The sequence below is a fragment of the Psychrosphaera sp. 1_MG-2023 genome (assembly GCF_030548245.1).
Classification (GTDB): Bacteria; Pseudomonadota; Gammaproteobacteria; order Enterobacterales; family Alteromonadaceae; genus Psychrosphaera; species Psychrosphaera algicola.
In genome coordinates, this window is the sequence record NZ_JAUORW010000008.1 from 75,425 (window position 1) to 101,500 (window position 26,076).

Below are 26,076 nucleotides of genomic sequence, written 5' to 3' on the forward strand. Positions count from 1 at the left end.
ATGTTGGTAAGTTGGCCCACCGACAAAGTTTTGCACACCCATATTTGGGTTTCAACGCTAGTTGAATTGTCGATGAGTCGTGGGGCGACGATAGAGCAATTGTTAAAAGGAACTGGCATATTTGCTCAAGACCTGACACAGCTCAACCATAATGTTAGCGTTCAACAATTTCATATCCTCATTAATAACTGTCAAAAATATACGCGGAGTCAGGATCTCAGTTTTATGTTGGGACGCCGACTGTTATCCGTAAACAACTCTGAATTTGCCACGTTACTACTCAATTGCCGCACCCTGACTGGGCTGTTTAGAATTTTAATACTCTATCAAGCAATGATATTTCCTCTGGCTTTTATCCATATAAGGCGTGCCGATAACAAACACTATATTTTACTAAACACGAGTTATAACGATGAAAACCAACAGTTTATTTATGAGGTATTTTGCTCACTCATCTACCATTGCTGTAAAACAATGAGCGCAGCACAACCTATTGTTCAGTTTCAATTTGAGCACAGTCGCCCGCGTAACATCTATCAATATGAAGAAAACCTAGGCCATCGCTTGCAGTTTAACGCTCACCATAATGCCATCGTGTTTCAATCTGCCGAGCTAAACGTCCTTAACAAACAGGCCAGCAAACTCGCAAGACAGCGATTATTGGTCATTTGTCGCCAAACACAACAATGCGATTCAAATACCGGCATTAAACAATTTTTACATATGGCGATTAACCGTGGCCACATTGTTAATTTTGAACAAGCCGCAAAACGCTTAGATATGAGTCCCGCCACCTTAAAACGACGGTTAAGCACGGCGAAGTTACGTTTTCAACACATTCACGACAACGTAAATAAACAACAAGCTGTATTCGAACTTGTAATCTGCAACAATAATAACGAAACCGTCGCAAAACATTTAAATTATAGTGACGTAACTAACTTTCGACGCGCATTTAAACGTTGGACCGGTTACACCCCGAAGGAAATTAAAGGCACCTAGATAAGATCATTTGGGTTCTAGGCAACTCAAATGGGAATACGATTTTAGTGGGCTTTCAAAAACGGTAGCCCTCATAGTGCTAAATAAATCTAACTACGCGCCTTAGCCTTGTGCTTAATGACTTCATTAAAACTTAAGCTTAGCTAGATATAGTGTTACTTTACCTTTTAACGAGTTAACTCCTTTTAGTAAAAATGGCAGAGCAGTAAGGCCCTTAAATGATTGATTTAGCAAAATTTGACGCAATAATATTTGATATGGATGGCACTTTAGTTGATTCAATGGGATCACATTTAGAGGCTTGGCATAAAGTCTGTGACAAATTTGGATATGACTTTGATCTAGATTACATGCATGGATTAGGTGGCGTTCCGACTAAACAAACCGTGCATATTTTAAATGAAAAATTTGGCTTAAATCATGATTCACTTGTCGTCGCTAAATACAAACGTGACGTTTGGAACGCAATGGATCATTCTCCAACGCTTATAGCCTCCACCGCCGCAGTGTTCCATCACTATTTAGACTCGAAAAAAATCGCTGTAGGGACTGGTGCAGAACGCTCCCACGCTGAAGAACTTTTAGCAAAACATGGATTACTTGAACATTTAGGTGCACTCGTTACGGCTAACGATGTTACCAACGGTAAGCCACATCCAGAAACCTTTCTTACGGCAGCAAAACTTATCGGTGTACCACCGGAAAAGTGTGTTGTATTTGAAGACACTATCATTGGTAAACAGGCTGCCACAGCTGCTGGCATGGCTTGTATATTAGTCGAAAACGGCAAGATAATGTAATCACCTAAAATACAAATTTGCCGACTGCTAAGTAGCGATTATCGATTTAACTAATCGAGTGACATCGCTGCTAGAATTTATCTAATAGCGACTGTTGATAGTCTTCAACGGAAACTTTGAGATTGAGCGATTCGATTTTGTCCTGCAGTTCATTTGATTTTTTAGTTAGTGAATTTATGGTTATTGTATTGTCATCTAACGTGTAAAGTTGCTCGCAGGCCTTGTAATAAAAGTTCATCACTGTGATGGCATCAACATTGTTCTCAGCAACCGCTGCGTCAATTTTTCTGCTTTTTCGGTAGATATAATTAATTTGTTGTTTAAGCTTCCAAACATAGTACACCTCACGCATATACGCATGTTGATTAACTTTCTTGAGGGCCGTACCTATGAGCATCATAGCAACCGCTACCCCCATTACATTTAGCCAAAAATGGCTGCCTTCTCGGTCGGTGAAAAAATAGATAGCCGATTGCGAAATAAGTAATGACAAGACGGCCAAACTCACAACGCAAATCGCGATGACGACATTAAGGTGTTTACGGTAAGTTTGTTTGTCTATCGTTAGCAGTTTCATTTGTTACACACTTTTTTGAAAGTTAATCTGGATAGGTAATGGCGGCATTGTACGCAAACCTTTGGGGTCACGTCTAATTGTAAAAGGCGTAAGGCGTCACATTCTTATAAGCTCTATGTTTAGAGCCCTAGAAAACGAATAAAATCAGGCAACATGACAACGCGCTGATTAAAAATCGATTATTGTAAATACGCGAAAAACAAGTTTCTTGAATATGAGCTAAATATTTATTACTGTGCGCAATAATCGTTTTTCCCTGCTGCTTTATCGACTCTTTTTAATCGACTCTAATAGGATAGGTTCCAAATGAAATTAATCTCCATGCGCATATTGCATCGTTATTTAGGCTTTTTTTTAGCGGGAATTATGACCATCTATGCACTCAGTGGGATTGTGCTAATTTATAGAGATACCCATGTCTTTAAAATATCGAGTGCTGTGGAACAATCACTTGCGACAAATCTTGACCAATCGGGATTAGGCCAGTCCTTAAAAATCAAACGATTTAAAGCAGACTCTGAAGACGAGCAATTTATTTATTTCCAAGATGGGTCATATAATAAAACGACTGGCGACGTAAGCTACACCCGTTACCAACTGCCAGTTGTGTTAGATAAGTTGACTCACTTGCACAAAGCTACAACAAATTCACCGGTGTATTGGTTAAATATTTTCTTTGGTGCGTCGTTATTGTTTTTTTCGGTATCTTCATTTTGGATGTTTATCCCAAAAAGTAAGACATTTAAAACCGGTGTAAAATTCAGTATTGCTGGGGCGGTACTGGCTGCTATCTTAGTCGCCATAAGCTAATGCTCTGATACGACAAAACTAACGGCAATAGTGTCGTTAGTTTTGACCCGCTAAATCCTCTAAATGGCTTATTTGTGCCATAACTCATTAATAAGCTCTCTGACAAATCCTAAAAGCTGCATCAAGAATATAAGTAAAAATGGCAGGGCTCCAATGATCGCCACACTTCTGTTTAACGACTCATTGTTTTGCACCAACAACACATAGGCGCACAACCCTAAGGCAAATGACCAACCGTATAGACTCCAAGATGGTCTTTCGCTTGCCCCACATAATTGTCGTATGACTAAAACCGCTGAATCAGCGGATGTGGCGACAAAAATGAGTAGCAATAGCAAACTTGCCCAAACAAGAACGAAACCTTGCCAACCGAGTTGCTCAAAAAACACAAATAGACCTTGGGTATAGTCCGTTTTTATCGCCTCTAAAATACCACTTTGATGACTAGTATCCCACGCGATTGCAGAGCCCGAAAAAACGCTAAACCACAAAATGGTCACCAACGTCGGTACCAACACAACGCCTAAAATATACTGCCATACCGGACGACCTTGGCTTATTTTTGCCAAAAACACACCGACAAAAGGCCCCCATGCTAACCACCAAAAATAGTAATTGTAGGTCCAACCATTCGCCCAATTAGGATCATTCAACTGACTAGAGAATTGCCAAGTGCCACTTGTGATCAACTGAATGTAATCCCACGTGCCACTAACAGCAGTATCAATAATGGGTTGAATTGGTACAAACATGAGCAACCACACAATCAGAGAAAACGCGATAAACATGTTTAGTTTACTGAGGGTTTGGATCCCCTTTTTAAGTCCTAACTTGGCCGATAACGTGTATAAAATCACGATTAAACTGATGATGATAAAACCCGATAACAACGCTGAACTTATGCCAAGTTTTAGTTCTAATCCTTTGCGTAATAACAACGTCGAGTTTGCAATCGTGCCAACCACACCAAAAAATATAGCAAAAACCGCCACCAGCTTAACGCTAAAGCCTAGTCTGCCCTGCCAACGTTCATTAAATAGACCTTTGCTTGCACTCAAGACCGGTCCTGTAATGTCTCCAGACTTATCGCTATTGAGGCTAAGCCCTCCTAAAACCAGTCCAAATACGGCGTATAATGCCCATGCATGTGATCCCCAATTAACTAAGGTCAATGCCAATCCGCTAGACTGCGGGTTTGGATAAAGACTGTGTTTTAATGGTGAGGCAATGGTATGCAGTGCGGGTTCAGCAACGCCCCAAAATATCAATCCAGATCCCATACCGGCGGCAAATAACATCGACAACCAACCGAACAGACTAAATTCCACTCGGGCGTACTCGCCACCGATTTTGCGCCGACCAAGAGGACTGATGGCGATGGCGATAACCGTAAACAGCAAGATGTTAACGAGGATAAAAAAAGGAGATCCTAAATAACGCAGAAGTTCTGAGATTACCGGTTGCAGTTGGTCGGTTAGTAATTGAGGAAATAGGAATGCGACAACAGATAAGCTGACACAGACAAACAACGCAATTTGTTCTAGTTTTGTTGTTTTACTTTCAACCAACTTAATTGTCCACCAAGGTTAGTTTCGACTCAATAAATAGTCGGCAAAATAATTATTTTGGTCAGTAAACTTTTGGGTTATCTCAAAGTCGGTTTTAGCCAATATTTTAGAGAGAATGTCATCATTGTACTTACGTGAAATTTCTGTATGAATTTTTTCCCCTTCCTTGAAATGATACGTCTTTCCTGTAGCTTCAATTTCAACGGACTGTTTGCGGGCACTCAACAAATAGCTTTTAGCAATGCCTTCGTCTATACAATATTCAGGGGCGTGAACAAACTCATCAGGGTCAAAACTGGCGCCGAGTTCAGCATTCATTCGATGCAATAGATTAATGTTAAACTCGCTTGTTATGCCCTTTTTGTCATTATAAGCAGGCAATACAATATCCGCAGATTTAATCAGGTCAGTTCCTAACAATAGTTTGTCGCCTTTACTTAAATTCGCCCCAAGTTGATATAAAAAGTCGCTGGCAACTGCGTCTGTCATATTGCCAATATTCGAGCCAAGAAACAGCACAACTTTCGGGTGATGACTGTCTTTAATGGAGCCTAACATCTCAAAGTAATCCCCGTGTTTTGGAATAACCGAAACGTCTGGCAAGCTTTGTTCTAGTGATGTTTGGAGTTGATCTAACGAATTTTTGGAGATATCTACGGGCAGATAGTCAAACTGATAACCTTCCGTACTTAACGCTTCAAGTAATTTACTGGTTTTAGTTCCATCACCAGCGCCGAGTTCAATTAACTCAAAATAGGTATTTTTATCCGCTTGAAATGACTCTATTAATGCGGCTGTTTGGGTGCTAAAAATCTCCATTTCACAACGGGTTAAGTAATACTCTGGCATGTTCATTATTTCAACAAAAAGTGCATCGCCATTCTTGTCATAAAAATATTTAGAAGGAAGGGTTTTCTCGGGTTTACTCAACCCAATGTCGACGCTCTTTGCAAATTGCTCAATCATATTGTGTTGTATCCTTAACAGTCCATTTTAGGTGGACCTATTTAACTAACCGCAGGCCAGAAAACTGCCATTGAAAATGCGGTGCAAAAAAGTTTCGATAAGTGGCGCGTGAATGATTTTCCGATGTCGCCACAGATGCACCGCGCAATACCATTTGGTTAATCATAAATTTACCGTTGTATTCACCAACCGCTCCGTCGCTAATGTTAAAGCCTGGGTATGGTAGGTAAGCCGATGAAGTCCACTCCCAGCGCTGTCCCCATTCAAATTGGGTTGAGGCCACTTCCCATTCAAACTCGGTCGGCAAACGCATCTTTTTCCAATGCGCGTATGCGTTCGCTTCGTAATAAGAAATGTGCGACAAAACAGCCTGCTTGTTAACTCGCTTTAATCCTGCCAACGTATAGTAATGCCATTCACCATCAATATTTTTCCAATAAAGTGGCGCAGTAATATTATGGCTATTTAACCAGCTCCAGCCATCATCCAACCAATAACTAAATGTGCGGTAACCGCCACTTTCAATAAACTCAATATAGTCGCCATTTGTTACCAATGATGAAGCGATTTCAAAATTTTGCAGGTACACTTTGTGGCGTCCACGTTCGTTGTCAAAACAAAAGTCGTCGCCAGCATAACCCACTTCATAAACGCCTTCTTTCACACTGAGCCAGTGTTTTTCCTCTGACGTCCCCGCATTGCAACTATCCACCAAATTAAAGTCAGGTTGATATACAGGCGCAATTGGGTTTAACGAGAGAGTGTATTTTAGGTCGGTCAATAATAATTCTTGATGTTGCTGCTCGTGGTGAATACCTAGCGTGATAAGTGCTTTGACAGACTCGGAGACTTCTTTACTAAGTAAACGCTGGATTTGTTCATCCACATAATGTCGGTATTGGTATACCTGATCTACTGTTGGGCGTGTCATCAACCCACGTTGAGCACGCACCGCTTTTTCTCCAACACTTTGATAATAACTATTAAACAAAAAACCAAAATGAGCGTCAAAAACCGCATAGCCGTCCAAAAATTTGGTTAGGATCATCTCTTCAAAAAACCACGTTGTGTGGGCCAAATGCCACTTAGGCGGGCTCGTAAAATCAACAGCCTGCGGAATGTAATCTTCGATGTTTAAAGGTGCACAAAGGGACTCGGTATATTTCCGTGTTTGTTGAAATAAAGCTAATAACATGCAGCTACACCTTAAATTCATTTAGCATTTTGGGCATTTTTCAACCGAGTAAAATACGTCAACCAGCTTTCATGCTCTCGACCTGCGGCGGTTAAATAGTCGCTAACGTTATCAGATTTACCTTCTCGGATCCCCTGATAAATACCTGCAATCACAGTACCAATAAATTCGCCAAGTGCGGCAATGCGTTCCTTTTTGTATTCTTCTACGGACACAGCAGAATAGGTTAAATCTGTCCCAAACCCCATATTAAGGTATTCAGCGAGTTGATACTGGGTGATCACCTCACCGTGTAAATTGTAGGTTTGGCCATTATGCTTATCTTCCATTAGCATTTTGGCATAAGCATAAGCCAATTCCGCTCTTGAGGTATAACCGCACCGACCGTCACCGGCGCAATTAGATATCCGTCCCTCTTTTTTATAAGTTTCTATATATTCGATGTCAGGCTCGATATAAATGCCGTTTCGCCCAATAACCCATTGTAGTCCACTTTCACTGACATCTTTTTCCGTTTGGCGGTTACTTTGAACCACCGGCGAAAAACTGGTGTTTTGTTCCGCACCTTGAATACTGGTGTACACTATCTTTTTCACACCTGCGTTTCTTGCCGCCTGTATGACATTTTGATGCTGCCCAATTCGTTTATCGGGCGCATCCATACCAGATACCAGTAATAAGCTATCAACCGACTGCAATGACTGTTCTAATTGATACCTGTCATTATAATCGCCCGGACGTACTTCAATTCCCAAATGCTTCGCTTTTTCAGGTGTCCGAGCCAATGCAATCACATTACTTTGGGGGACCATATCAGCTAATGCTTTCACTATGTGTGAGCCTAATTGCCCACTTGCTGCTGTAATTGCTATTTTCAATTTAACGACCTCTGAATTAAAACGGTTCTAATTTGCAACCTGACTTCATTGTATAAGCCAAACGTTACGTTTATTTGTCCTCTTTTCTACCCACAAAAGTGTTTAGCAAAAAGATTGAAATACAAACCTCGACGTTAATTGGCCCCTTAGTTAAACGGACCAAGGCTAAATACCCCCGATACGAAATAAATAACTGCTAATCAGTCATGGCGAACAATGATTTTAGGGTCTATTGACGGATCGAGTCTAAGCTCGATTGGTCGATAAACGTGTATTTTTCCCTTTATTATGACGTCCTTACCAATCTCTATAGTTGGTACGCGGGTTTCAAATTTAGATAAAATAAACCCGGTTTTTTCAATAATAATATCGCCATCGACCTTTGCTTCATCGGCCAAAACTACATCACCAGTGACGGTGATAATGTTGCCACCAATCACAGATTTGGTTGCAATTCTAATTTCACCATTTACGGTTTTTACATCTCCAGTTACTAAGACCTGCTTACCTGTAATTATATTTCCGTTGGTGGTTTCTAATGACAATGCACGGCTAAAATCACCAATGGCTATATTGCCATTTACAATCTCAACGGCTTTTACCTCAGCGTTTTGGCCAATACTAATATTGCCATTATAAGCACTTAAATCCCCTGCAATGTTATTATCCCTTACATCAATATTTCCCGCAGATGTATGGGAATCAGAGCCGTCTTGGGCAATTCTGTTCCCGATAACACAGCCAGTGAGTGTCATAAATAACGTCGATATCGTTAGATACATACCCATTATTTTAATGAGCTTAAGCTTATGATTTAGTGTTGTTTTCATTTTTCTCGCTTATTTTCTCGCTTAGTAGTTTTATAAAAACCATGATAATCAGCTATTCTGTTTGAGTTATTGGTTTTATTCAAATGTTTATAAAGTTAGTCCCATCAACATAATAACGATTTGACGCCTAACGAGTCAGAGAAAAGCGACTGACGGTACACTCATGTTTAATGGTTCTAATAACAATCGGCATAAGCCATCATTTTAACGCCACAAAAAAACCGTAAGTGCTAAGGATAGAAGATGAAAAATATCGCAATGTACCTGCTCGTACTGTGCAGCGTCGGGGCAAAGGCAAACACGTTTGAAGCCGACATCGTTTCAGCGCTATTAGAGCGTACAACTCACAATGTGACTTATGATGGTGCGTATATATCTATCCCTTACCCAAATGGCGATGTACCTGACAATATTGGCGTATGCACCGATGTTGTTATTCGTGCATATCGCACTTTAGGTGTGGATTTACAAAAGCTTGTTCATGAGGATATGGTTGCCAATTTCAATTTGTATCCATCGAAACGAATTTGGGGACTGACACGGACCGACAAAAATATTGATCACCGACGTGTCCCTAACCTGCAACAGTTTTTCACTCGCCACGGAACAGTACTAAAGGTATCAAACGACAGTAAAGACTATAAAACAGGTGACATAGTCACTTGGATATTACCGGGTAATTTACCCCATATTGGTATTGTTATTGACCGTATATCCGAGCAATCGGGCAACCCGTTGATTGTCCATAATATCGGCCGAGGTCCAAAAGTAGACGACATGTTATTTGACTATAAAATTACTGGCCACTATCGCTATGTGCCTGCAAGCTGATCCGCTAAATTGTGATAATGCACGCTACGTATGTGTAGCAACTTTGTAAATCACGGCTTCCTTTTTGGGCTCGTATGTATCTCGACGAAGTGGTTTCAACTTCACCGTCATTAAGCCCATTTGCTAACGATACAATTCCAGTTGTTTCATAGCTTGGCCAATTTCCTCAATCACATCTTTATATTTCTGCGACTGAATTGACTTGTATCTATCGTTAAACTCTTCGGCTGAAATACCTTCTGGCCGGTGGTTTATGTCTAATATAAACATATCTTCTGTATAAACATTGGCCAATTTGAGGCAGGCTGATTTTGTATCAGTCATTGGGTCAGTCAGAAACTCTGCAAACGTTAAGCCCGCTTTGTCAGCAACAATGTCTGCAAAGCTAAAGCCGGTGCCTCCTGCGTTACTATCAATTAACTCTTTTATTTCGCCAATACTAAATGCGGTTTGTGTGCCACTGTTTAATTGTAAAAAAGCGGAATAGAGAAAATGCAATGCAAGATCTTCGCGGTTTCTCAATGTGGCCGACATACCTCGGCCAATTTTTCCGGGTATTCCTACGAGTCGACCAAATTTAGGGTTACCGTAACGGATCACTAGTGCCCAAATTGCAGCTTGAACATGGCGGTTTCGAACATCAGTTGGGCTGTTACGTGTTTGCTCTTTAACATGTGAAAAGGCGCTTCTAATTGGCTCCATTAACGACTTTGAATCATAATTTTGTAACGATAAATGCTCAATATAATTAGTGACTAGAGCTTTATCTAAATTTGAAGTACCACTTACTAGGTTCTGGGCTTCATTAAAACTCGCCTGAAGTGCCGGTTTAATAATATTGGCGTCCAAGTTTTTCACAACTAACTTGTTTCGTTCAAAACTTAAATTGGTTATAAAATGCTGCCATAAGTCATAACTATGTTTGCCTACAAATTTGTTAAGGCCATACTTTATTATTGGTTTGAGGGAATCTCCAGGAAGTGTCACAGAACCTATTTTACAGGAGTCGATATCGGCTCCTTCATAACCGTTGGTCAACATACATATGACATTTACATAACGTTTAAAACCACGTTTTTCCAATTTGACTGTGGCAACTAAAGTTAATCCCAATGACGTTAATCGTGACTCGATATCAATATTAGGCACAGAATAGCTTGCGACATTTAACGCAGCTGTCAGTTCGTCATTCGATAACGAAAACTCTTGAACCGCTTGTTTCGACGCGATACTACGATGAAATTGTTTAGTGACATTCTGAGCAATTTTAGCGTCATCTGCAGTGACGGACTTAATCTCTGGCACTAATCGCTGCTTGTCTGTTGCCAAAAATGGCAAGCTCGCCATACCGACTAATAAAATTACGATAAAAATGCCAATCCACTTCACACTAACTTCCTTTTAAATTTTTATTAATAATAGCCATTAGGGCATCAACTCGTTCTTCGTAACTGTCAAATTTGTCATTTATATCGACTTTTTCTAAATATAACTTTGCCAAAGTCCAATTTTTTTCTGCTACATATAACTGCCCAAGTCGATAATACGTCAGCTCGTCAATATTTGAATCAACTAATTCCGACGCTCGCGGTATCAACTCTAAAAAAATCGCTATCGCTTTGCTGTTTTGCTCTAATTTCTGAAATGTTCGGCCATAGTTGTAATTAGCAATGATATTAACATTAATTAATCCGGCTTTACGCGAATGTTCCATGGCAACAAGGTATTGAGTTTGCGCTTTAACCAAGTCCCCAGTGAGGAGATATAAATTGCCTAAGTTAATCGCGACTTTAGCAATTATATTGGCATTTTTATGATCACTAAACTTTCGTTCCAACTGCTTTAAAAGCCTAATACCTTCAGTGTATTGGCCTAGATAAATATGCAAATTAGCATAATCGATTAACGTGTTTGGGTCGTCACCTGTTTTTAACAACGCTTGGAAAATTAATTGTGCTTTTGCTAAGTGAGCTTTACGTTCAGGGTCATCCTTTTGACCTATTTTTAACTTTGCCGAATAAATATGAATTTTAAGTTCTACCACTTTTGGCAGCCTAGATGCGTTGATCAGTTTGCCCATCTCTATGTCTAACTGTTGGTATTTACCTAAATAATAGAGTGAATCAAGTTGGTACATCTTAAGCTTATAAAACTCAATTTTACTTTTGGGTTGTTCCGCTAGTTTTTGCTCAACCAGTCTTAAACAATTGGAATAATCATTAACACAGAACTCATCTAATTGCGCTTGGGCCAAACTAGGGGTTACGAAAAAAATGATTGGAATTATCTCCAACACCAATATTTTTAACCGTCTAATAAAAGTCATCTTATGTTGGCTAACCTTGTACTTCATGACTAAAACAGACCGTATCACCAACACTGATACAGCAATCATTTTCCAAAGATTTACTTTTGATTAATACGCCATTGTGTCCGAAATAGGCACCTTTATCGGCAATATTTTCCATCGAAAACAGCGTTTTCAACGGTTGCTTAGAATTGCTTATTTCACCGGAGCTCTGATCAATTGACGTCATTTTACAACGTTCGCAGGGTTTACATAAATGCAGAGTACCAGCCTCTCCCATTTGCATATACTTAAATTGATGTTCAACAAATGCTGTTGTTCCAGCAATAACAACATTTGCTCTAAATCGAGACATAGGAACAGCCGACTCTGACTGCGCCACCAATTTTGTATTGAGTTCATCTAAAGAAGCAGATGTAGCCACTAAAAACGGATAACCGTCGGCAAAATAAGTTTGATGAATATCACCGTTGGTGTGTTTATTACTGACAGCTCGTTGGCTTTCGGGATTTAATCTTACGAGTCGCAACGCCTGCCCACGAAACCGACCTAAAATAGAAGTTAACCACGATCCAATTTTATCGCCTTCATCTAGAACGACACATTCACTTTGCCAAACTTTTGCGTTAAATGAGGTCGCCTCAAGCTCATCTGAGCCCGCATAAAGCAAAGGTATGTGGCACTCTCCAAATTGGTCATGACTTAAGACCAAATGGCTGTCCGTCAACGTGGTTGAGATAGTTGCCATCGCAGGGATATTTCGCTGCGACATAAACAACCCGTCTTCATTCACTATCATCCAAAAGCGGTCCCACTTTAACCCTAGGGGCGTCACCACAGATTGGCTCAATGAAATGCCCTTTAAGGACTTCACGGGATAGATATTAATTTCTTCGATAGTACCAGTCTGACGAGCTAACAATTTAATGACCTCTGGATATGCCAAAACTTTAGTGCAGTCAACAAACTACAACTAACGGTTTTAATGTCTTTAAACATCTATTTATTAAAAGACTTTTTGGGCGCTAAACGCCTTTACAGTTTGAATGTGGCTAATTTTTTCTCAAATTTTTGAAATGAATCTGCACTGCCAAATTGAATATCATATTTGCCATGAAACATCATCGTTAACGTTACATCGTTTAGAGACAGATAACAGTTGTAGCCGTCAAAATCGGACCACGCCTCTAGTCCTTCATAGTGGAACTTATCTTCTTTTTTTTCACCATCCGACATAACTTTGTCGAAAATCATCAAACAACGTTTTAAATCAATACTATTTTTCATCGCAATTACTCAAATAGATAAAAATATACTAATCCACCATATAGATGCTGCTTAGATTTTACCAATGGAGAATCAACATATTTTGCGCCGCTAATATCGGCATATGCAAAAAAACTACTGACAATATGTCGCTTTAATTGCCAACGAACACCGCCGTTTACTCGAAAGCCCGCGAAGCCACCTGGGGCGACAAACGCATCTCGTTCATCTGTCATATATTCTGGACTCACACCATAAAATTCATTGGCATAATCCTCAGACACAAACTCATAACCTAACTTTAATCGCGTGTTAACTTTACCGCCAAAAAACGTTTGGCTTAACCCTTTTCGCATTAAGATTGAAGGACTAGACGTTAATTTCAAATTAGTGAATTTGATAGTTCTGGCTTGACGAATATTCATATCGAGAAAAATGGCATCGGGGCTTGAGTCATCGCCCACAAGGTAATATTTAAGACTTGGACCAAACTCAAAAATGGCATTAATGTCTGGCATGCCTTTCCGTGCTTCAGCATCATCACTGTCGACAGGAATCGCACCGGACAAACTGACAGACAACAACCATTTTTCGCTATCAAACAATCTCGCGACAATACCGCCTTGGCCAATTTTTAAATTTGGACTGCGATAGTTGATATACGGGATTGGTAAAATAGCAGAACGGGTTTCTTTAGCACCAATATAAACAGGTACATTGACCGCAGTTGCAACACCAACACCAAACGTCCAGCCGCTTGGTTGACTTTCTTTTGGCATATCTAGGTCGCAATCGAGTAACAATTCAATTTGGCAGCCACCAGCGTCATCGGCAAGTGCACTAAAAGAGAGTAAAAAAGACAGAATAATTAAGGCAAATAATTTCATTTGCTAAAAATAACCAAATGTTGTGCGCTAAACAACTGAAATTACCGTTGCTGACAAAAATAAACTAGTATTAACGGAGAAACCGAAGTTAAAATTCAGGCAGTACTTATTGTTCCTAATCTCAATGTCAATTTCGACCCTAATGGACTATAACTGATTACAATGAAACTCTTTTTTAGAATATGCACCCTAACAGTTAGCCTCTTTGCGTTTTGGCTGATTTACCAAAAAGACCTAGGCATATCCAATGGCATCATCAATTATGTTGCGGCATGGCCAAATGGCGACAAAGTAGGTCATTTTTTTCTGTTTGGTTTTTTATCTTTTTGCGCTGTTTTGGCTACTAACTTTAAAAAAGCGTCGAACAGCCGATATGTCCCGATATATTTAGCTAGCTTGGTCGTTTGCATCATTGTTATATTAGAAGAATGTAGCCACTTACTATTTAAAACCCGAACGTTTGAAATAGCTGATATTATGGCCAATATCTTAGGTATCATGACATTTAGTTATATTGCCTATGGCATCGACAGTGTTTATAAATTAAGTGTTATGGAACAACAGGCTGAGAGCAATCAATGAAATATTCGTATAGACAAACACAACACAGGGAATATGTAGGCGATGACAAGGGTGATCTATATTTAAATCACTTAAAATATTTTGAATTTCATCATTATCCCGGAGAGAGGTTACATAGCTTTTGGGCTATCGCAATTGTACTTATATTACTTTTTAAAATTGATGATTTATTTTCTATAAATGTATTTTATGGTTTGCTGGGCATTTATGTAATGTACATTGCGATATTTACAAAATACTTATTGACCAAAAAAATATGCAGATATAAAGGCTATTTCCTTTACCCTAATGCTATGATCCGTTTTTTTAAAAAACGTAAAAAATCTACTAATTCAGTGATTTAAACCTCAACATACTTGGCGTTGCTAAAAAGTTTTTTCGCTCTTAAGGCTACTTCATCTACCGTCGATTTAGGTAACCACAAGTCAAACGCAATGCCACTTGCGGTGAATAATGTTACGCAACGAGCCGCACGTTGAATTTTAACAACATCTGACTTAACCAATGCTCGGCCATTTAGCTTGAAGATCCGAGCTAGGGGCAAGTCCCGACAAAAAACCGTTGGGCCAGCTTCAACTAATACCCTTTTAGCCCCATTGATTGTCGCCGAACGATTGAGTCCGATAAACAAAAACAACATGCCCCAAAGCCCAAAAAACACTGGATAATCAATCATTCCGTTTCGCTTCTTTGTTCATTTTGAATTGCCCACATTGTTGCGTAATGACCACCTAAGTTTAATAACTCATGGTGTGTTCCTTGTTCAACAATTTTTCCTTTTACCATAACCAAAATATTATCCGAATCTACGATGGTCGACAACCTATGTGCAACAACTAAAGACGAATGTCCTTTAGCTATCGACTTCAGAGCGGTCAAAATAGCTTGCTCAGAACCAGAATCAAGTGATGATGTTGCTTCATCAAAAACCAAAATCGGCGGCCGCTTCAAAATAGTACGAGCTATCGCTACACGTTGTTTTTCACCACCGGATAACTTAAGCCCTCGCTCACCGACCATGGTTTTTTCTTGGTCAGGTAAAGAAACGATAAAGGATTTGAGATGAGCTAATTCTATCGCGCGCCAAACATCTTCCTCTGAGGCTTGCGGGTCGCCGTATTTTATATTTTCGAAAATTGTATCGTTAAACAGCACAGTGTCTTGTGGCACCACACCAATATTTTTTCTCAACGAGTGCTGACTCACGCCGTCAATTGGTTGTTCATCTATTAGGATTTGACCACTGCTAACATCATAAAATCGAAACAGTAATTTTGCTAATGTAGACTTACCCGCCCCACTTTCACCAACAACTGCGACTTTTTGCCCAGGTAATATTGTGAAATTAATGCCGTCCAGGATTTGGCGTTTTTTATTATAATGAAACTTTACATCTTTGAATTCTATTTTTGCCGTGGTGACCACCAATTCGGTTGCAGCTATGCTGTCTTGCACTTTGGGCTGCTTTCGTAGCAAAGCGAACATATTTTCAATATTGGCCAAAGATCCTTTAATTTCGCGATAAACAAACCCCAAAAAGTTAAGCGGCATAAACAATTGCATCATAAAAGCATTAATCAGCACAAAGTCACCTAGTGTCATTTCCTTTGCAACTACGCCTTCTGCGGCTAGTACCAACATCGCCGTCATCGATATAGCAACAACTAATGCTTGTCCCGAATTTAAAGCAAATAACGTGAGCCGGTTTTTACGGCGCGCGGTTTCCCATTTGGCTAAATCTTCGTCGTAACGTGAAGCTTCATAATCTTCGTTATTAAAGTACTTCACGGTTTCGTAATTCAGTAAACTGTCTATAGCTCGCGAATTACTGCTCGAATCTGCTTTGTTGGCTTCACGCACATATTTGGTTCGCCATTCCGTCGCAACTGCGGTGTACGCAACATAAGCCACAATTGACAATAATGTTATCGCCGCAAACTCAATACCGTAGTTAGTGAAGAAGATAATGACGACAAACATAATTTCGAGCAAAATTGGAACGATATTAAACACCATAAAGCGCATCAGAAAACTGATACCAGTAGTTCCACGTTCCATGTCTCTAGACAAACCACCGGTTTGACGATTCAAATGAAAGTCTAAATCTAACTCATGGAGGTGATTAAATAATTTCAACCCCACTCTTCGCATCGCACGCTCGGTTACTCGACCAAATAATGTATCGCGAATTTCGCCTAGTAAAACAGTAGAAAACCGAACCGCACCATAGGCAATCACTAACGCCAATGGCACACTGACTATTGCCACTAAACCGTCGTTCATTTTGTCTAAGTCATCAACCACATGTTTAAGAATAAACGGTAGGCCGACACTTGCGACTTTAGCCAAGACCAAACACCCTAAAGCCAAAAAGACACGGACCTTATGCTCAAGGATATAAGGAATTAATGCGGTTAGGGAGCGCCAGTTAAAGTCAACTGGATCATCGGGCATAGAACGGGAATGTCTCACAATGCGCCTTTTCTTAAGGGGTGATTTGTTTAATATGGAGATAACGAACAGTTACTTCAATTATCCATTTGAGATCAGTTTATATCTGTTTGTAATTTAAACCAATTGAAACAATACTAATACCAGTATGCATAATTAAATATTTTATAGGCGTTAGAAAATAACACTATCGCGGTTGGTAGTATTTGTCCGTTTTAATCATGCAGACTATCTCAAACTTCATTCATATAATAATTAAAGATGTTATGCTCATGTAGCGTCACTATCGTTTTTTAATATTGTTTTACTAACCAAAAGAGTTGGCCCATGCGCTGTATTTTAATTTCCCTAATGCTTTGTCTTAGTTTCAGTTTTTCTAGTTTTGGGCAATCGTCAATCGCCTCTGATATCTTATCGATGCAAGAGCGCGCGCAATTTATTGATGACATGACAGAACAACGTGTTACTCAACTGCTACCAGCAATGATGACTAAATCTGGGTTAGATGCGTGGTTATTAATAAGCCGTGAATACAATGAAGATCCGGTGCTAAAGACGATGTTACCAGCAACCTGGATTTCAGCACGACGAACCACTATTTTACTCTTTTTATTGACGCCAAACGGCACAGTAGACGCCTATGCGATTGCGCCTTATAAAGTGGGTTCGGTGTTTAAACAAGGTTGGAATAAAAAACGTCAATCCAGTCAGTGGGAAGCCCTTAGCGAACTGCTTGAGCGTTACCAGCCTAAAAATATTGGTTTAAACTACTCAACAAATTGGGCCCACGCCGATGGCTTAGTGTTAACGGATTATAAAACGTTAAAAACGAATCTTCCCGCCAAATGGCGTAACAAAATGGTGTCAGCAGAAGCCCTTGCGGTTTCTTGGTTGGAGCAACGAATCGCGCCCGAAGTCGCTATGTATAAAGACATAGTGCGTATTGCTCACGCGATCATTGCCGAAGGTTTTTCGAATCAAGTTATCACTCCTGGCGTAACTTCAACAACCGACTTGCAATGGTGGTTTAGAGAACGCGTTCGCGAACTGAAATTACAGGTCTGGTTTCACCCAAGTATCTCAGTGCAACGCAATGAACAACCAGCCTTGGATAGCGACACCGCATTTTCTGAAGGTCATGAACAAAATATCATTCAATATGGTGACTTATTACATATTGATTTTGGCATTACTTATTTAAGGCTTAATACCGACACGCAACAACATGCCTATGTTTTGAAACCTGGTGAAACCGCGGCACCTCAATATTTAACTGCCGCTTTTACCACAGGTAATAAACTACAAGACATTTTCACTGACTTATTTAAAGCGGGTAAAACCGGTAACCAAGTGTTAAAACAAGCCCGAAGCGCCGCAATAGAAGCCGGCTTAAAACCAACCATTTATACCCACCCGATTGGCTATCACGGCCATGCCGCAGGGACAACATTAGGTATGTGGGACGCACAAACTGGCGTGCCTGGCGATGGTGATTACCCGTTACATCACAATACGGCTTATTCGATAGAACTAAACAATGCGGTTTTCATCGATGCGTGGAACAAAGAGATCCGCATTATGTTGGAAGAAGACGCGATGTTTGATGAGTCTGGCGTTTGGTACTTAGATGGCCGTCAAACGGAGCTGATTTTAATTGGCGAAACCCCTGCGAAATAAGGGTTTGTTGATCTACATTCGGTAATCAAACAATTACCTCCAAGCTTTTTGCCAACCTAGGTTGGCAATTTGTCAATCTCATGTGACAATAATCATCTAATTTTTGATAACCGTAGTTAAAAACCTTTGTCAAACCACGTCCCATTATTATCATCAAAGCATTTAACTTGCATTCGTCAAGATAGAGTTCTATTTGAAGACCTCAATTTTGAGCTTAGTGCTGGGGATATCATTCAGGTTGAAGGGCCAAATGGCGTGGGCAAAACGAGTTTATTAAAAATACTCGCGGGACTGTCTTTTGCCAACGAAGGCGACGTACTTTACCGTGGCAAAAACATCCAGCAACAAGCCGAAGAATACCGGCAGAACCTGCTTTACCTTGGCCACCAACCTGGTGTTAAGGGTGAGCTCACCGCGGAAGAAAACCTGGAGTTTAGCTTAGCTCTACATGGTCAAACCGTTGCTAATACAGAACAAACGCTTAGTGAAGTTGATTTAGCTGGGTTTGAAGATGTTTACGCGTCGCAGCTAAGCGCCGGCCAGCATAGACGTATTGCGCTTGGTCGCCTTTGGCAGTCGACCCAAAAAATATGGATTTTAGACGAACCGTTTACGGCTATCGATAAATCGGGCGTTAGCAAGTTAGAGAAGTTGTTTTTAAGTCATATCCAACAAGGCGGGGCGATTATTCTCACCACGCATCAAGATTTTAACTTAATTGCATCACATGTGACAAAGTTAACGTTGCAGTATCGGTTTGATTAGGGATGACAATGAATTCTAAACCTGCGATGTCGTATTTCACGGTATTGACACTTATCATCAAGCGCGAACTTACTTTGGCTTACCGCCATAAAGATGACGTATTAAACCCGATCCTCTTTTTTATTATCGTCGTCACACTATTTCCACTTGGTATTGGGCCGGCAACCAATACCTTAGCGACAATTGCACCAGGGGTCATTTGGGTCGCTGCATTACTCGCAACCTTATTGTCACTCGATAGAATATTTAAATCTGACTTTAACGACGGTTCATTAGAGCAAATGTTACTCAGCCCCCACCCCACATACATTATTGTTTTGGGAAAAGTGGCGGCTCATTGGCTTATCACTGGGTTGCCCTTAATTTTTATCGCGCCAGTTTTAGCCGTGTCTTTACATTTAGATGACAATGCATACAACGCAATGATGTTAACGCTATTATTGGGCACACCGGTATTGAGTTTTATTGGTGCAATCGGTGCTGCGCTGACGGTGCGCCTTAAAAATGGTGGCGTTATTCTTAGTTTGCTTGTTTTGCCGTTGTTTATTCCAGTATTAATATTTGCGACAAGTACCATAAATACTGCGGCAATGAATTTACCTTATCAAGGCCAACTTGCTATCATAGCAGCCTTATTAGTCGGCGCGGTTACCCTCGCCCCATTTGCAATTAGTTCAGCATTAAAAGTGAGTACAAATTAATGTGGAAGTGGTTACACCCTTACGCCAATCCTGAAACAAGTTATCATTTGGTTGGTAAACTTATCCCATGGTTCGCTGTAGTCTCAGGTGCTTTATTAACAATAGGGCTATTTTGGGGCTTGTTATTTGCGCCACCAGACTACCAACAAGGTGATAGTTTTAGAATTTTCTATCTGCATGTTCCTGCCGCCAGTCTGTCGATGGGGATCTACCTAGGGATGGCCATAGCCGCGTTTTGTGGATTAGTCTGGCAATTACGTTTGGCTGGCGCAGCTGTTGCCGCTATGGCACCTGTAGGGGCTGTATTTACCGCAATCGCACTGATAAGTGGCGCCGCCTGGGGTAAACCTATGTGGGGAACATGGTGGATTTGGGATGCCCGACTGACTTCAGAACTTATTCTATTATTTCTCTATCTCGGCGTTATGGCGTTAAATAGTGCATTTGACGATAAAATTGCCGCGGGCAAATCTGCAGGCATCTTGGCATTAGTTGGAGTCATCAACCTCCCGATTATTAAATATTCGGTAGAATGGTGGAATACACTTCACCAAGGTGCAACCGTCAGCAAATTAGGTAAACCCTCTATGACATTAGATATGTTTTACCCATTTGTATTTTGCTTTCTAGGTTTTGCATTTTTAAGTGCTGTGATTATTTGTATCCGCTTTCAATCACAAATATTGCAACACAATGTCACTCGCCCTTGGGTAAAAAAGCTCGTTACTGTTGAGGAGAACAAACATGCAGTTTGATAGTTTTTCAGCTTTTCTCGATATGGGTGGATATGGCTTTTTTGTTTGGTTATCTTATGGCTCAGCTTTTCTGTTATTTGCCATTTTGTTGTGGTCTAGTTTATCTGGCCATAAACACACAAAACAACAAATTATTAAAAAACTAAATCGCGACGAAAAATTACGTCAACGTGCGCAACAATCGTCTGCAGGAGTAGAACCGTAACATGAACCCTCGTCGTAAAAAAAGACTCGCTATAATATCGACCATTGTTCTCGGCCTTGGTGCTGTAACAGGCTTGGTATTGTACGCATTAAGTCAAAATATTGATTTGTTTTATACCCCATCTGAAATCCACTATGGTAAAAAAGAAACCGGTGTAAAACCAACCGTAGGTCAACGCCTTGATATCGGCGGAATAGTTATTCCAGGCAGTGTCATTCGAAATGCAGACACACTGGAAGTGAGCTTTGATTTAGGTGACATGAAAACGCCAACGGTCTTTACCGAACAAGATCCTAAAGTGACAGTGCAATACACAGGTATTCTTCCTGATCTATTTCGAGAAGGGCAAGGTATTGTTGCACAGGGCATGTTAACCGATGGGTTTATCATAAAAGCCACTGAAGTATTGGCTAAACATGATGAAGAATACATGCCAAAAGAAATTGCCGATAGTGCCAAGAAAAAACATAAAAACGTCGATTACGGCGGTAACTAATACTGAACAATAAATACCAATATAATTGATAACGACGTTCAGGTGAGCGTCGTTAAATTTGCAGGTAGCGTTAGAATACAATCAAAGAAACTAAAATTTTTATATGGACGTAAAATATGAGCAACCCCGATTTCAGCGATTATTCATTGGATGAACTATTAGACGCTCAATGCCACATTGATGCTGAAAAATTTCCAGACCGAGTCAAACAAATCCAAACAGCCATTGCCGCAATTTTGCGCCAGAAGACGGGGCAGCAAATCCTCCTCAGTGGTACACATTCACTATAATCGCAATGGGTATAACAATGTTGCTTTGGCACTTGCTCGAAATTGTTACTATGTTGTTTAGTGCTAAAAACCGGGCATTTCATGATTTTATTGCAGGCACCGTCGTTGTTCGCATTCAGCATTAATTATTGGTACCTTAGGTTTTGTGTTTACACCGAAAAGGAAAGCTAAACAATGAAAGTTGACGATATTCGCGTATTTATTCCAAGTAAAGATTATCAAGTTTCCCAAACGTTTTACCAGGCGATGGGGTTCAAAATGGAGTTTGTTACTGACGACCTGTCGCTTTTCACCAATGGCGATTGCACCTTTTTCCTAACCCGCTTATATAACAAAGAATTTGCTACAAACTTAATGTTCCAACTTGCTGTTTTAGACATCGATGAGTCGTTTGAGACAATCTCAGCTTTGCAAAGTAACTGTTTAAAAGAGGGGATCGAACTAGACATTAAATACGAACCCATTAAAACAGAGCATTGGGGGAAGGTAGTCTATTTATGGGGGCCATCAGGTGAACTTTGGCACGTCACTCAATTTGCTTTATAATCTGGCTTACATTTGTCGATGATCGGGAAGATTAATTGCTTTAGAAAAATATCCATTCTTCATTTAGGCATATGAGTTTATGCGCGTAACTGGCGAACTAAAAAGAGGCTCAATTTTCTAATATTAAATACCGAAATATTCAAATTTCACCAACGTAATATTAATCCTTTAACATACAAGTTTTAAACTGAATTATTAGCCCTATTATCGGCAGGTAGTCGAAAAAAGTCTTTAATTCTAATATACTCGTTTACGATCGTTAAGTAGCAATACACTCGATTTTAACTCGTTCTTCAACACTCTAGGTTCACGTGAGACAAATCTCTAAACCAGATCATTGCCAGCGTGTTCAGACAAACAAGGACCTTAATAATGATTGATATTTTAGCGACCTTTATCATATTTTTTGCCGTCATTGACCCAATAGGAACCATACCGGTATTTATAGCAGTAACTGAAAAATATGATGCTAAAACCAAACGACGTATTGCCCTACTTGCAGCGGTTTGTTCCACCTGCATCCTGATATTTTTTGTCGTTCTTGGTGAACTCCTACTCAAAGCATTGGCAATACCACTACCCGCTTTTCAGATCTCCGGCGGCATCGTTCTATTTCTCTTTGCACTGAATATGATTTTTGGCGACAGTAAACCAGAAGAAGAGCTCAAACTTATAAAGAAAGATTACCGACAAACAGCCATCTTTCCAATTGCAGTGCCTTCAATCGCGAGCCCAGGTGCAATGTTAGCGGCAGTTCTACTTACTGAGAATTCGCTCTTTAGCATTTGGGAACAGGCGCAAACGGTAGTTGTAATGATTTCTGTAATCCTCTTAGTCTACATTATGATGCTACTTGCGGGTTGGATTAACAAAGTGATTGGTAGCAGCGGAGCAAGCGTTGTAAGTCGTGTTATGGGTCTCATTCTCTCGGCCGTAGCAACAACAAATATACTGGCTGGCTTTAACGAATTTTACAATATTACACCTATGTAACTTGGGTCCAATTACTTTAGTCGATAGCGCCATAGGAAAAAGTTAAGTCCAATGGCGCCACCAGTAAGTCTACAGCGACTTAAATTGCAATATTTTCTGTCGATAATTCATTAAAGTTAGCCAACAGCTTGTATGGTATTTTTAAATCGAACTGGTAATAACAAAAAACACAAATTTAATATTTAATTTATGTTTTATCGTTAGAAAAATCTTGAGTTTTATTAAAAATAAATCACATTGCGTTTGATATTGTCTCAACTAAAAAAACGTCAATATAATGCCCACATCACAAAAAAATTACATTACTCATATAAAACAACATCTTGAGAAAAAACCTAGCAACGACAACTTCATAAATAGTTAATTTTTAAGCAAAAAACGCCTTCAAAAACAGACCAATAATAAAACCAATTTGATAACCAAGGTGGCAATCTTGGCCTTACCAAATTAAATTAAATTAAATTACCAATTTGAAGAATTGCCAAAAGCTGTTATAAAGATACAATATCGCCAACAATTCATTATCAATTCTTGCTTGTTAGCATTACGTAATTAAGAGGTTTAGCATGGGTAGCCGCAGGTTATTTTGGGAAATAGTAGAACAAATTGAACGTCGTATAGATGCGGGTGACTACCCTCCTGGAAGCCGATTGCCCCCAGAACGTGTCCTTGCTGAACAATTTGACGTTAGTCGTCCGACAATTAGAGAAGCAATAATCGCACTCGAAGTCCGAGGACGTGTTGAAGTTAAAACAAGCTCTGGTGTTTACGTTTTAGACTCGAACAAAAAGCAGCAACCAGAAATTGAAGTGAGTGCTTTCGAATTAACTCAGGCCCGAGCTTTAGTTGAAGGTGAAGCTGCTGCATTAGCAGCGACGACTATTACTGAAGAAGAACTCGACAAACTGGAAGAGACTTTACTCGCAATGGAAAGCGGTATAAACGCCGACCAAGCGGATAAAGAATTCCACCGTATCATTTCTAAAGCCACTCGAAACAAAGCTATTTTGATGGCTGTTGAAAAGTTTTGGTCGCTACGAGAGAGTCGTGAAAATATCATCCAAGCATATGCTGGTGTTTGTAGCTCAAGTGCAGAAGCGCGCATGAATGAACATAGAAATATTTTTAACGGTTTAAAAAACCGCAATGCAGAAAAAGCGCGAGCAGCAATGCATGAACATTTTAATCGACTCATTAATGCACTTTTTGAAGCTAGTGAAGCCCAAGCATTGGAAGAGATTAAACGTAAAAGTAGTGAAACTCGTGGATTGTACTCGCTCAATCACTTAGTTCAGTAACACTTTACCATATGACAATTACCCACCTCTAAGTTGTCATATGATTTAGTATTACACATAGATGCCCTAAGGCAGTCTCTTATACCCAAATCCCTGCTAAGAAATTAGCAGGGATTTTTTTGAACCATTTTCTTAATCCATGAGCAGGTCTCCAGGCGATTTGGCAAGTTACTCTCGTTTTATGCCTAATGAAAAATATAGTAACGCCCGTAAATGCTGAAGCAAGGATTAAGCTTTCCGCAACGAGCGCGACACAACATAACCTGCTACTTTCCTTGGAAAGTACCACTGATATCATTTATCGCCATTGATCTATTCGAACGGAATTAGGCTTCATTAACCAAGGTTACCGACATCGTGGTTTGCTTGCACATAGTATCGTTTTGTTTGCCCTAGAAGTATCTGAAGTCGTTGGGCTTATTGAACAGTGGCGATGGACAAAGATACAAAACGCACCGACTGTGCGTCTGTTAAAGTGTAATGACAAGGATGGTTAAGTTACTAACCATCCTTGAAGATGACGTGTTAGCCAAAGCTCTTGAGTCAAGCTTGTGATCAAGAGACAGCGCTTAGGTTGTTTTTGGTGCATAAATAAAACTACGCATCAGCATAATCAAAAACGTAATCAAAAACGCACAGCAACATTGATTAGGAAAATAACAATCCAGCATTAATGTCGACACAGTTACCCGTCATATAAGACGATTCGTCTGATGCCAAGAATGACACTAATTTAGCAACTTCTTCTGACGTACCTTCTCGTTTAAGTGCAGTTGCACCTGCTACGTTCGTACGGACTTCACTCTTAGTGAAGGTATCGTGAAATCCTGTACTAATCATTCCAGGACACACACCATTCACTCTAATGTCAGGGCCTAACTCTTTAGCTAAACCACGCGTAAATGTCATTACAGCGCCCTTAGATGTCGCATAGGCAACCGCTCCAGGTCCACCACCATCACGCCCTGCTTGTGAAGCAAATGTAACGATTGAACTACCAGCTTTCATATGAGGAACGCATGCTCTTGTCATCTTAAATAATGACGTTAGATTTACATTCATCACGTTATGCCAATGCTCATCTGTCATCTCGCTAATTTTGACGCGACCAACTAAGCCACCTGACACATGTACTAAGCAGTCAATGCCACCGAGTTGGTTTACTGCAGCATCTATCGTTTTATCTACATCGGCTTGAACGGTTAGATCAGCCTGAATAGCAACGGCTTTTTGCCCCAACGCTTCTATTTCAGCAACAGCTGAAAGCGCAGTTTCGCTACTCGAATGATAAGTTAATACAATATTTGCACCTTTTTTGGCTAAATCGATAGCACACGCACGACCAATATCACGGCCACCACCGGCTACAATTGCAACCTTTCCCTTCATAGACATATGA

General features: G+C 40.1%; 30 protein-coding genes and 1 pseudogene. 17 read left to right on the top strand and 14 right to left on the bottom strand.

Annotated elements, in window-relative coordinates; all coding sequences use genetic code 11:
• Both Q4575_RS09335 and Q4575_RS09340 read left to right on the top strand, forming a co-directional pair.
• Complete coding sequence (locus Q4575_RS09335) at positions 1-1,002, top strand: AraC family transcriptional regulator ligand-binding domain-containing protein (protein ID WP_272181615.1); 1,002 nt, start codon at positions 1-3, stop codon at positions 1,000-1,002.
• A gap of 218 nt (positions 1,003-1,220) precedes the next feature.
• On the top strand, positions 1,221-1,802 hold the full coding sequence (locus tag Q4575_RS09340; protein WP_303522567.1) for an HAD family phosphatase: 582 nt from the start codon (positions 1,221-1,223) through the stop codon (positions 1,800-1,802).
• Between the two features lie 70 nt (positions 1,803-1,872).
• Here the strand turns inward: Q4575_RS09340 and Q4575_RS09345 are convergent, their stop codons facing one another.
• Positions 1,873-2,379, bottom strand: a complete 507-nt coding sequence (locus Q4575_RS09345; RefSeq protein WP_303522569.1) for a DUF3087 family protein — start codon at positions 2,377-2,379, stop codon at positions 1,873-1,875.
• Between the two features lie 306 nt (positions 2,380-2,685).
• Between Q4575_RS09345 and Q4575_RS09350 the strand changes: the two genes are divergently transcribed.
• Positions 2,686-3,189, top strand: a complete 504-nt coding sequence (locus Q4575_RS09350) for a PepSY domain-containing protein (RefSeq protein WP_303522571.1) — start codon at positions 2,686-2,688, stop codon at positions 3,187-3,189.
• A 68-nt stretch (positions 3,190-3,257) separates the two neighbouring features.
• On the opposite strand, the gene Q4575_RS09355 is transcribed toward Q4575_RS09350, so the two are convergent.
• From Q4575_RS09355 to Q4575_RS09375, 5 genes are all read right to left on the bottom strand, one after another.
• Positions 3,258-4,757 (bottom strand): BCCT family transporter, encoded by a 1,500-nt coding sequence (locus Q4575_RS09355; protein ID WP_303522573.1) that lies wholly within the window; start codon positions 4,755-4,757, stop codon positions 3,258-3,260.
• 18 nt (positions 4,758-4,775) lie between these two features.
• Entirely contained in the window at positions 4,776-5,723 is a 948-nt protein-coding gene (locus Q4575_RS09360; RefSeq protein WP_272181612.1) for an L-histidine N(alpha)-methyltransferase, read from the bottom strand.
• A gap of 37 nt (positions 5,724-5,760) precedes the next feature.
• Positions 5,761-6,918, bottom strand: coding sequence for an ergothioneine biosynthesis protein EgtB (egtB, locus tag Q4575_RS09365; RefSeq protein WP_303522575.1), 1,158 nt, complete (start codon positions 6,916-6,918; stop codon positions 5,761-5,763).
• A 17-nt stretch (positions 6,919-6,935) separates the two neighbouring features.
• Entirely contained in the window at positions 6,936-7,796 is an 861-nt protein-coding gene (locus tag Q4575_RS09370) for an SDR family oxidoreductase (RefSeq protein WP_272181610.1), read from the bottom strand.
• A gap of 200 nt (positions 7,797-7,996) precedes the next feature.
• Complete coding sequence (locus Q4575_RS09375) at positions 7,997-8,626, bottom strand: hypothetical protein (protein ID WP_303522578.1); 630 nt, start codon at positions 8,624-8,626, stop codon at positions 7,997-7,999.
• Positions 8,627-8,869: 243 nt separating this feature from the next.
• On the opposite strand from Q4575_RS09375, the gene Q4575_RS09380 reads away from it, so the two are divergent.
• Positions 8,870-9,457: a DUF1287 domain-containing protein gene (locus Q4575_RS09380; RefSeq protein ID WP_303522580.1), complete on the top strand. Its 588-nt coding sequence runs from the start codon at positions 8,870-8,872 to the stop codon at positions 9,455-9,457.
• Between the two features lie 123 nt (positions 9,458-9,580).
• Here Q4575_RS09380 and Q4575_RS09385 read toward each other — a convergent pair whose 3' ends face one another.
• The 5 genes from Q4575_RS09385 to Q4575_RS09405 form a co-directional block, all read right to left on the bottom strand.
• Positions 9,581-10,846, bottom strand: coding sequence for a hypothetical protein (locus Q4575_RS09385; RefSeq protein WP_303522582.1), 1,266 nt, complete (start codon positions 10,844-10,846; stop codon positions 9,581-9,583).
• Between the two features lies 1 nt (position 10,847).
• Positions 10,848-11,783, bottom strand: a complete 936-nt coding sequence (locus tag Q4575_RS09390; protein ID WP_215962511.1) for a lipopolysaccharide assembly protein LapB — start codon at positions 11,781-11,783, stop codon at positions 10,848-10,850.
• 10 nt (positions 11,784-11,793) lie between these two features.
• Positions 11,794-12,687, bottom strand: coding sequence for an MOSC domain-containing protein (locus Q4575_RS09395; RefSeq protein WP_303522584.1), 894 nt, complete (start codon positions 12,685-12,687; stop codon positions 11,794-11,796).
• A gap of 113 nt (positions 12,688-12,800) precedes the next feature.
• Positions 12,801-13,052 (bottom strand): DUF3081 family protein, encoded by a 252-nt coding sequence (locus Q4575_RS09400; protein WP_215962513.1) that lies wholly within the window; start codon positions 13,050-13,052, stop codon positions 12,801-12,803.
• A gap of 5 nt (positions 13,053-13,057) precedes the next feature.
• Positions 13,058-13,918 carry a MipA/OmpV family protein gene (locus Q4575_RS09405; protein WP_215962514.1) on the bottom strand — a complete coding sequence of 287 codons (861 nt, stop codon included), beginning with the start codon at positions 13,916-13,918 and terminating at the stop codon, positions 13,058-13,060.
• A gap of 162 nt (positions 13,919-14,080) precedes the next feature.
• On the opposite strand from Q4575_RS09405, the gene Q4575_RS09410 reads away from it, so the two are divergent.
• Positions 14,081-14,500 carry a VanZ family protein gene (locus Q4575_RS09410; protein ID WP_303522587.1) on the top strand — a complete coding sequence of 140 codons (420 nt, stop codon included), beginning with the start codon at positions 14,081-14,083 and terminating at the stop codon, positions 14,498-14,500.
• Positions 14,497-14,844, top strand: coding sequence for a hypothetical protein (locus tag Q4575_RS09415; RefSeq protein ID WP_215962516.1), 348 nt, complete (start codon positions 14,497-14,499; stop codon positions 14,842-14,844). Before Q4575_RS09410 ends, Q4575_RS09415 begins: the two co-directional genes overlap by 4 nt.
• Here the strand turns inward: Q4575_RS09415 and Q4575_RS09420 are convergent.
• Both Q4575_RS09420 and Q4575_RS09425 read right to left on the bottom strand, forming a co-directional pair.
• A complete protein-coding gene (locus Q4575_RS09420; protein ID WP_215962517.1) occupies positions 14,841-15,176 on the bottom strand; it encodes a hypothetical protein in 336 nt (111 codons plus the stop codon). The two genes, Q4575_RS09415 and Q4575_RS09420, sit on opposite strands and share 4 nt — an antisense overlap.
• Positions 15,173-16,954 (bottom strand): ABC transporter ATP-binding protein/permease, encoded by a 1,782-nt coding sequence (locus tag Q4575_RS09425; protein WP_215962632.1) that lies wholly within the window; start codon positions 16,952-16,954, stop codon positions 15,173-15,175. The genes Q4575_RS09420 and Q4575_RS09425 overlap by 4 nt, the downstream gene beginning before the upstream one ends.
• 348 nt (positions 16,955-17,302) lie before the next feature.
• On the opposite strand from Q4575_RS09425, the gene Q4575_RS09430 reads away from it, so the two are divergent.
• From Q4575_RS09430 to Q4575_RS09480, 11 genes and pseudogenes are all read left to right on the top strand, one after another.
• Positions 17,303-18,628 (top strand): M24 family metallopeptidase, encoded by a 1,326-nt coding sequence (locus Q4575_RS09430; protein ID WP_303522739.1) that lies wholly within the window; start codon positions 17,303-17,305, stop codon positions 18,626-18,628.
• A 126-nt stretch (positions 18,629-18,754) separates the two neighbouring features.
• Entirely contained in the window at positions 18,755-19,393 is a 639-nt protein-coding gene (gene ccmA, locus Q4575_RS09435) for a cytochrome c biogenesis heme-transporting ATPase CcmA (RefSeq protein ID WP_303522590.1), read from the top strand.
• An 8-nt stretch (positions 19,394-19,401) separates the two neighbouring features.
• On the top strand, positions 19,402-20,094 hold the full coding sequence (ccmB, locus tag Q4575_RS09440) for a heme exporter protein CcmB (RefSeq protein WP_303522593.1): 693 nt from the start codon (positions 19,402-19,404) through the stop codon (positions 20,092-20,094).
• Positions 20,094-20,849: a heme ABC transporter permease gene (locus Q4575_RS09445; RefSeq protein ID WP_215962520.1), complete on the top strand. Its 756-nt coding sequence runs from the start codon at positions 20,094-20,096 to the stop codon at positions 20,847-20,849. The genes ccmB and Q4575_RS09445 overlap by 1 nt, the downstream gene beginning before the upstream one ends.
• Positions 20,839-21,054, top strand: a complete 216-nt coding sequence (ccmD, locus tag Q4575_RS09450; protein ID WP_215962521.1) for a heme exporter protein CcmD — start codon at positions 20,839-20,841, stop codon at positions 21,052-21,054. The genes Q4575_RS09445 and ccmD overlap by 11 nt, the downstream gene beginning before the upstream one ends.
• A gap of 1 nt (position 21,055) precedes the next feature.
• Positions 21,056-21,550 (top strand): cytochrome c maturation protein CcmE, encoded by a 495-nt coding sequence (gene ccmE, locus Q4575_RS09455; protein ID WP_303522596.1) that lies wholly within the window; start codon positions 21,056-21,058, stop codon positions 21,548-21,550.
• Between the two features lie 116 nt (positions 21,551-21,666).
• On the top strand, positions 21,667-21,840 hold the full coding sequence (locus Q4575_RS09460) for a hypothetical protein (RefSeq protein WP_303522598.1): 174 nt from the start codon (positions 21,667-21,669) through the stop codon (positions 21,838-21,840).
• Positions 21,841-22,014: 174 nt separating this feature from the next.
• On the top strand, positions 22,015-22,386 hold the full coding sequence (locus Q4575_RS09465; RefSeq protein WP_303522600.1) for a lactoylglutathione lyase: 372 nt from the start codon (positions 22,015-22,017) through the stop codon (positions 22,384-22,386).
• 372 nt (positions 22,387-22,758) lie between these two features.
• Positions 22,759-23,379 (top strand): MarC family protein, encoded by a 621-nt coding sequence (locus tag Q4575_RS09470; protein WP_215962524.1) that lies wholly within the window; start codon positions 22,759-22,761, stop codon positions 23,377-23,379.
• 566 nt (positions 23,380-23,945) lie between these two features.
• A complete protein-coding gene (locus Q4575_RS09475; protein WP_215962525.1) occupies positions 23,946-24,677 on the top strand; it encodes a FadR/GntR family transcriptional regulator in 732 nt (243 codons plus the stop codon).
• Positions 24,678-24,925: 248 nt separating this feature from the next.
• Positions 24,926-25,120, top strand: a pseudogene (locus Q4575_RS09480) (IS4 family transposase); the annotation flags it as partial.
• 205 nt (positions 25,121-25,325) lie between these two features.
• Here Q4575_RS09480 and Q4575_RS09485 read toward each other — a convergent pair.
• Positions 25,326-26,072 carry an SDR family NAD(P)-dependent oxidoreductase gene (locus tag Q4575_RS09485; protein WP_215962526.1) on the bottom strand — a complete coding sequence of 249 codons (747 nt, stop codon included), beginning with the start codon at positions 26,070-26,072 and terminating at the stop codon, positions 25,326-25,328.
• Positions 26,073-26,076 lie beyond the last annotated feature (4 nt).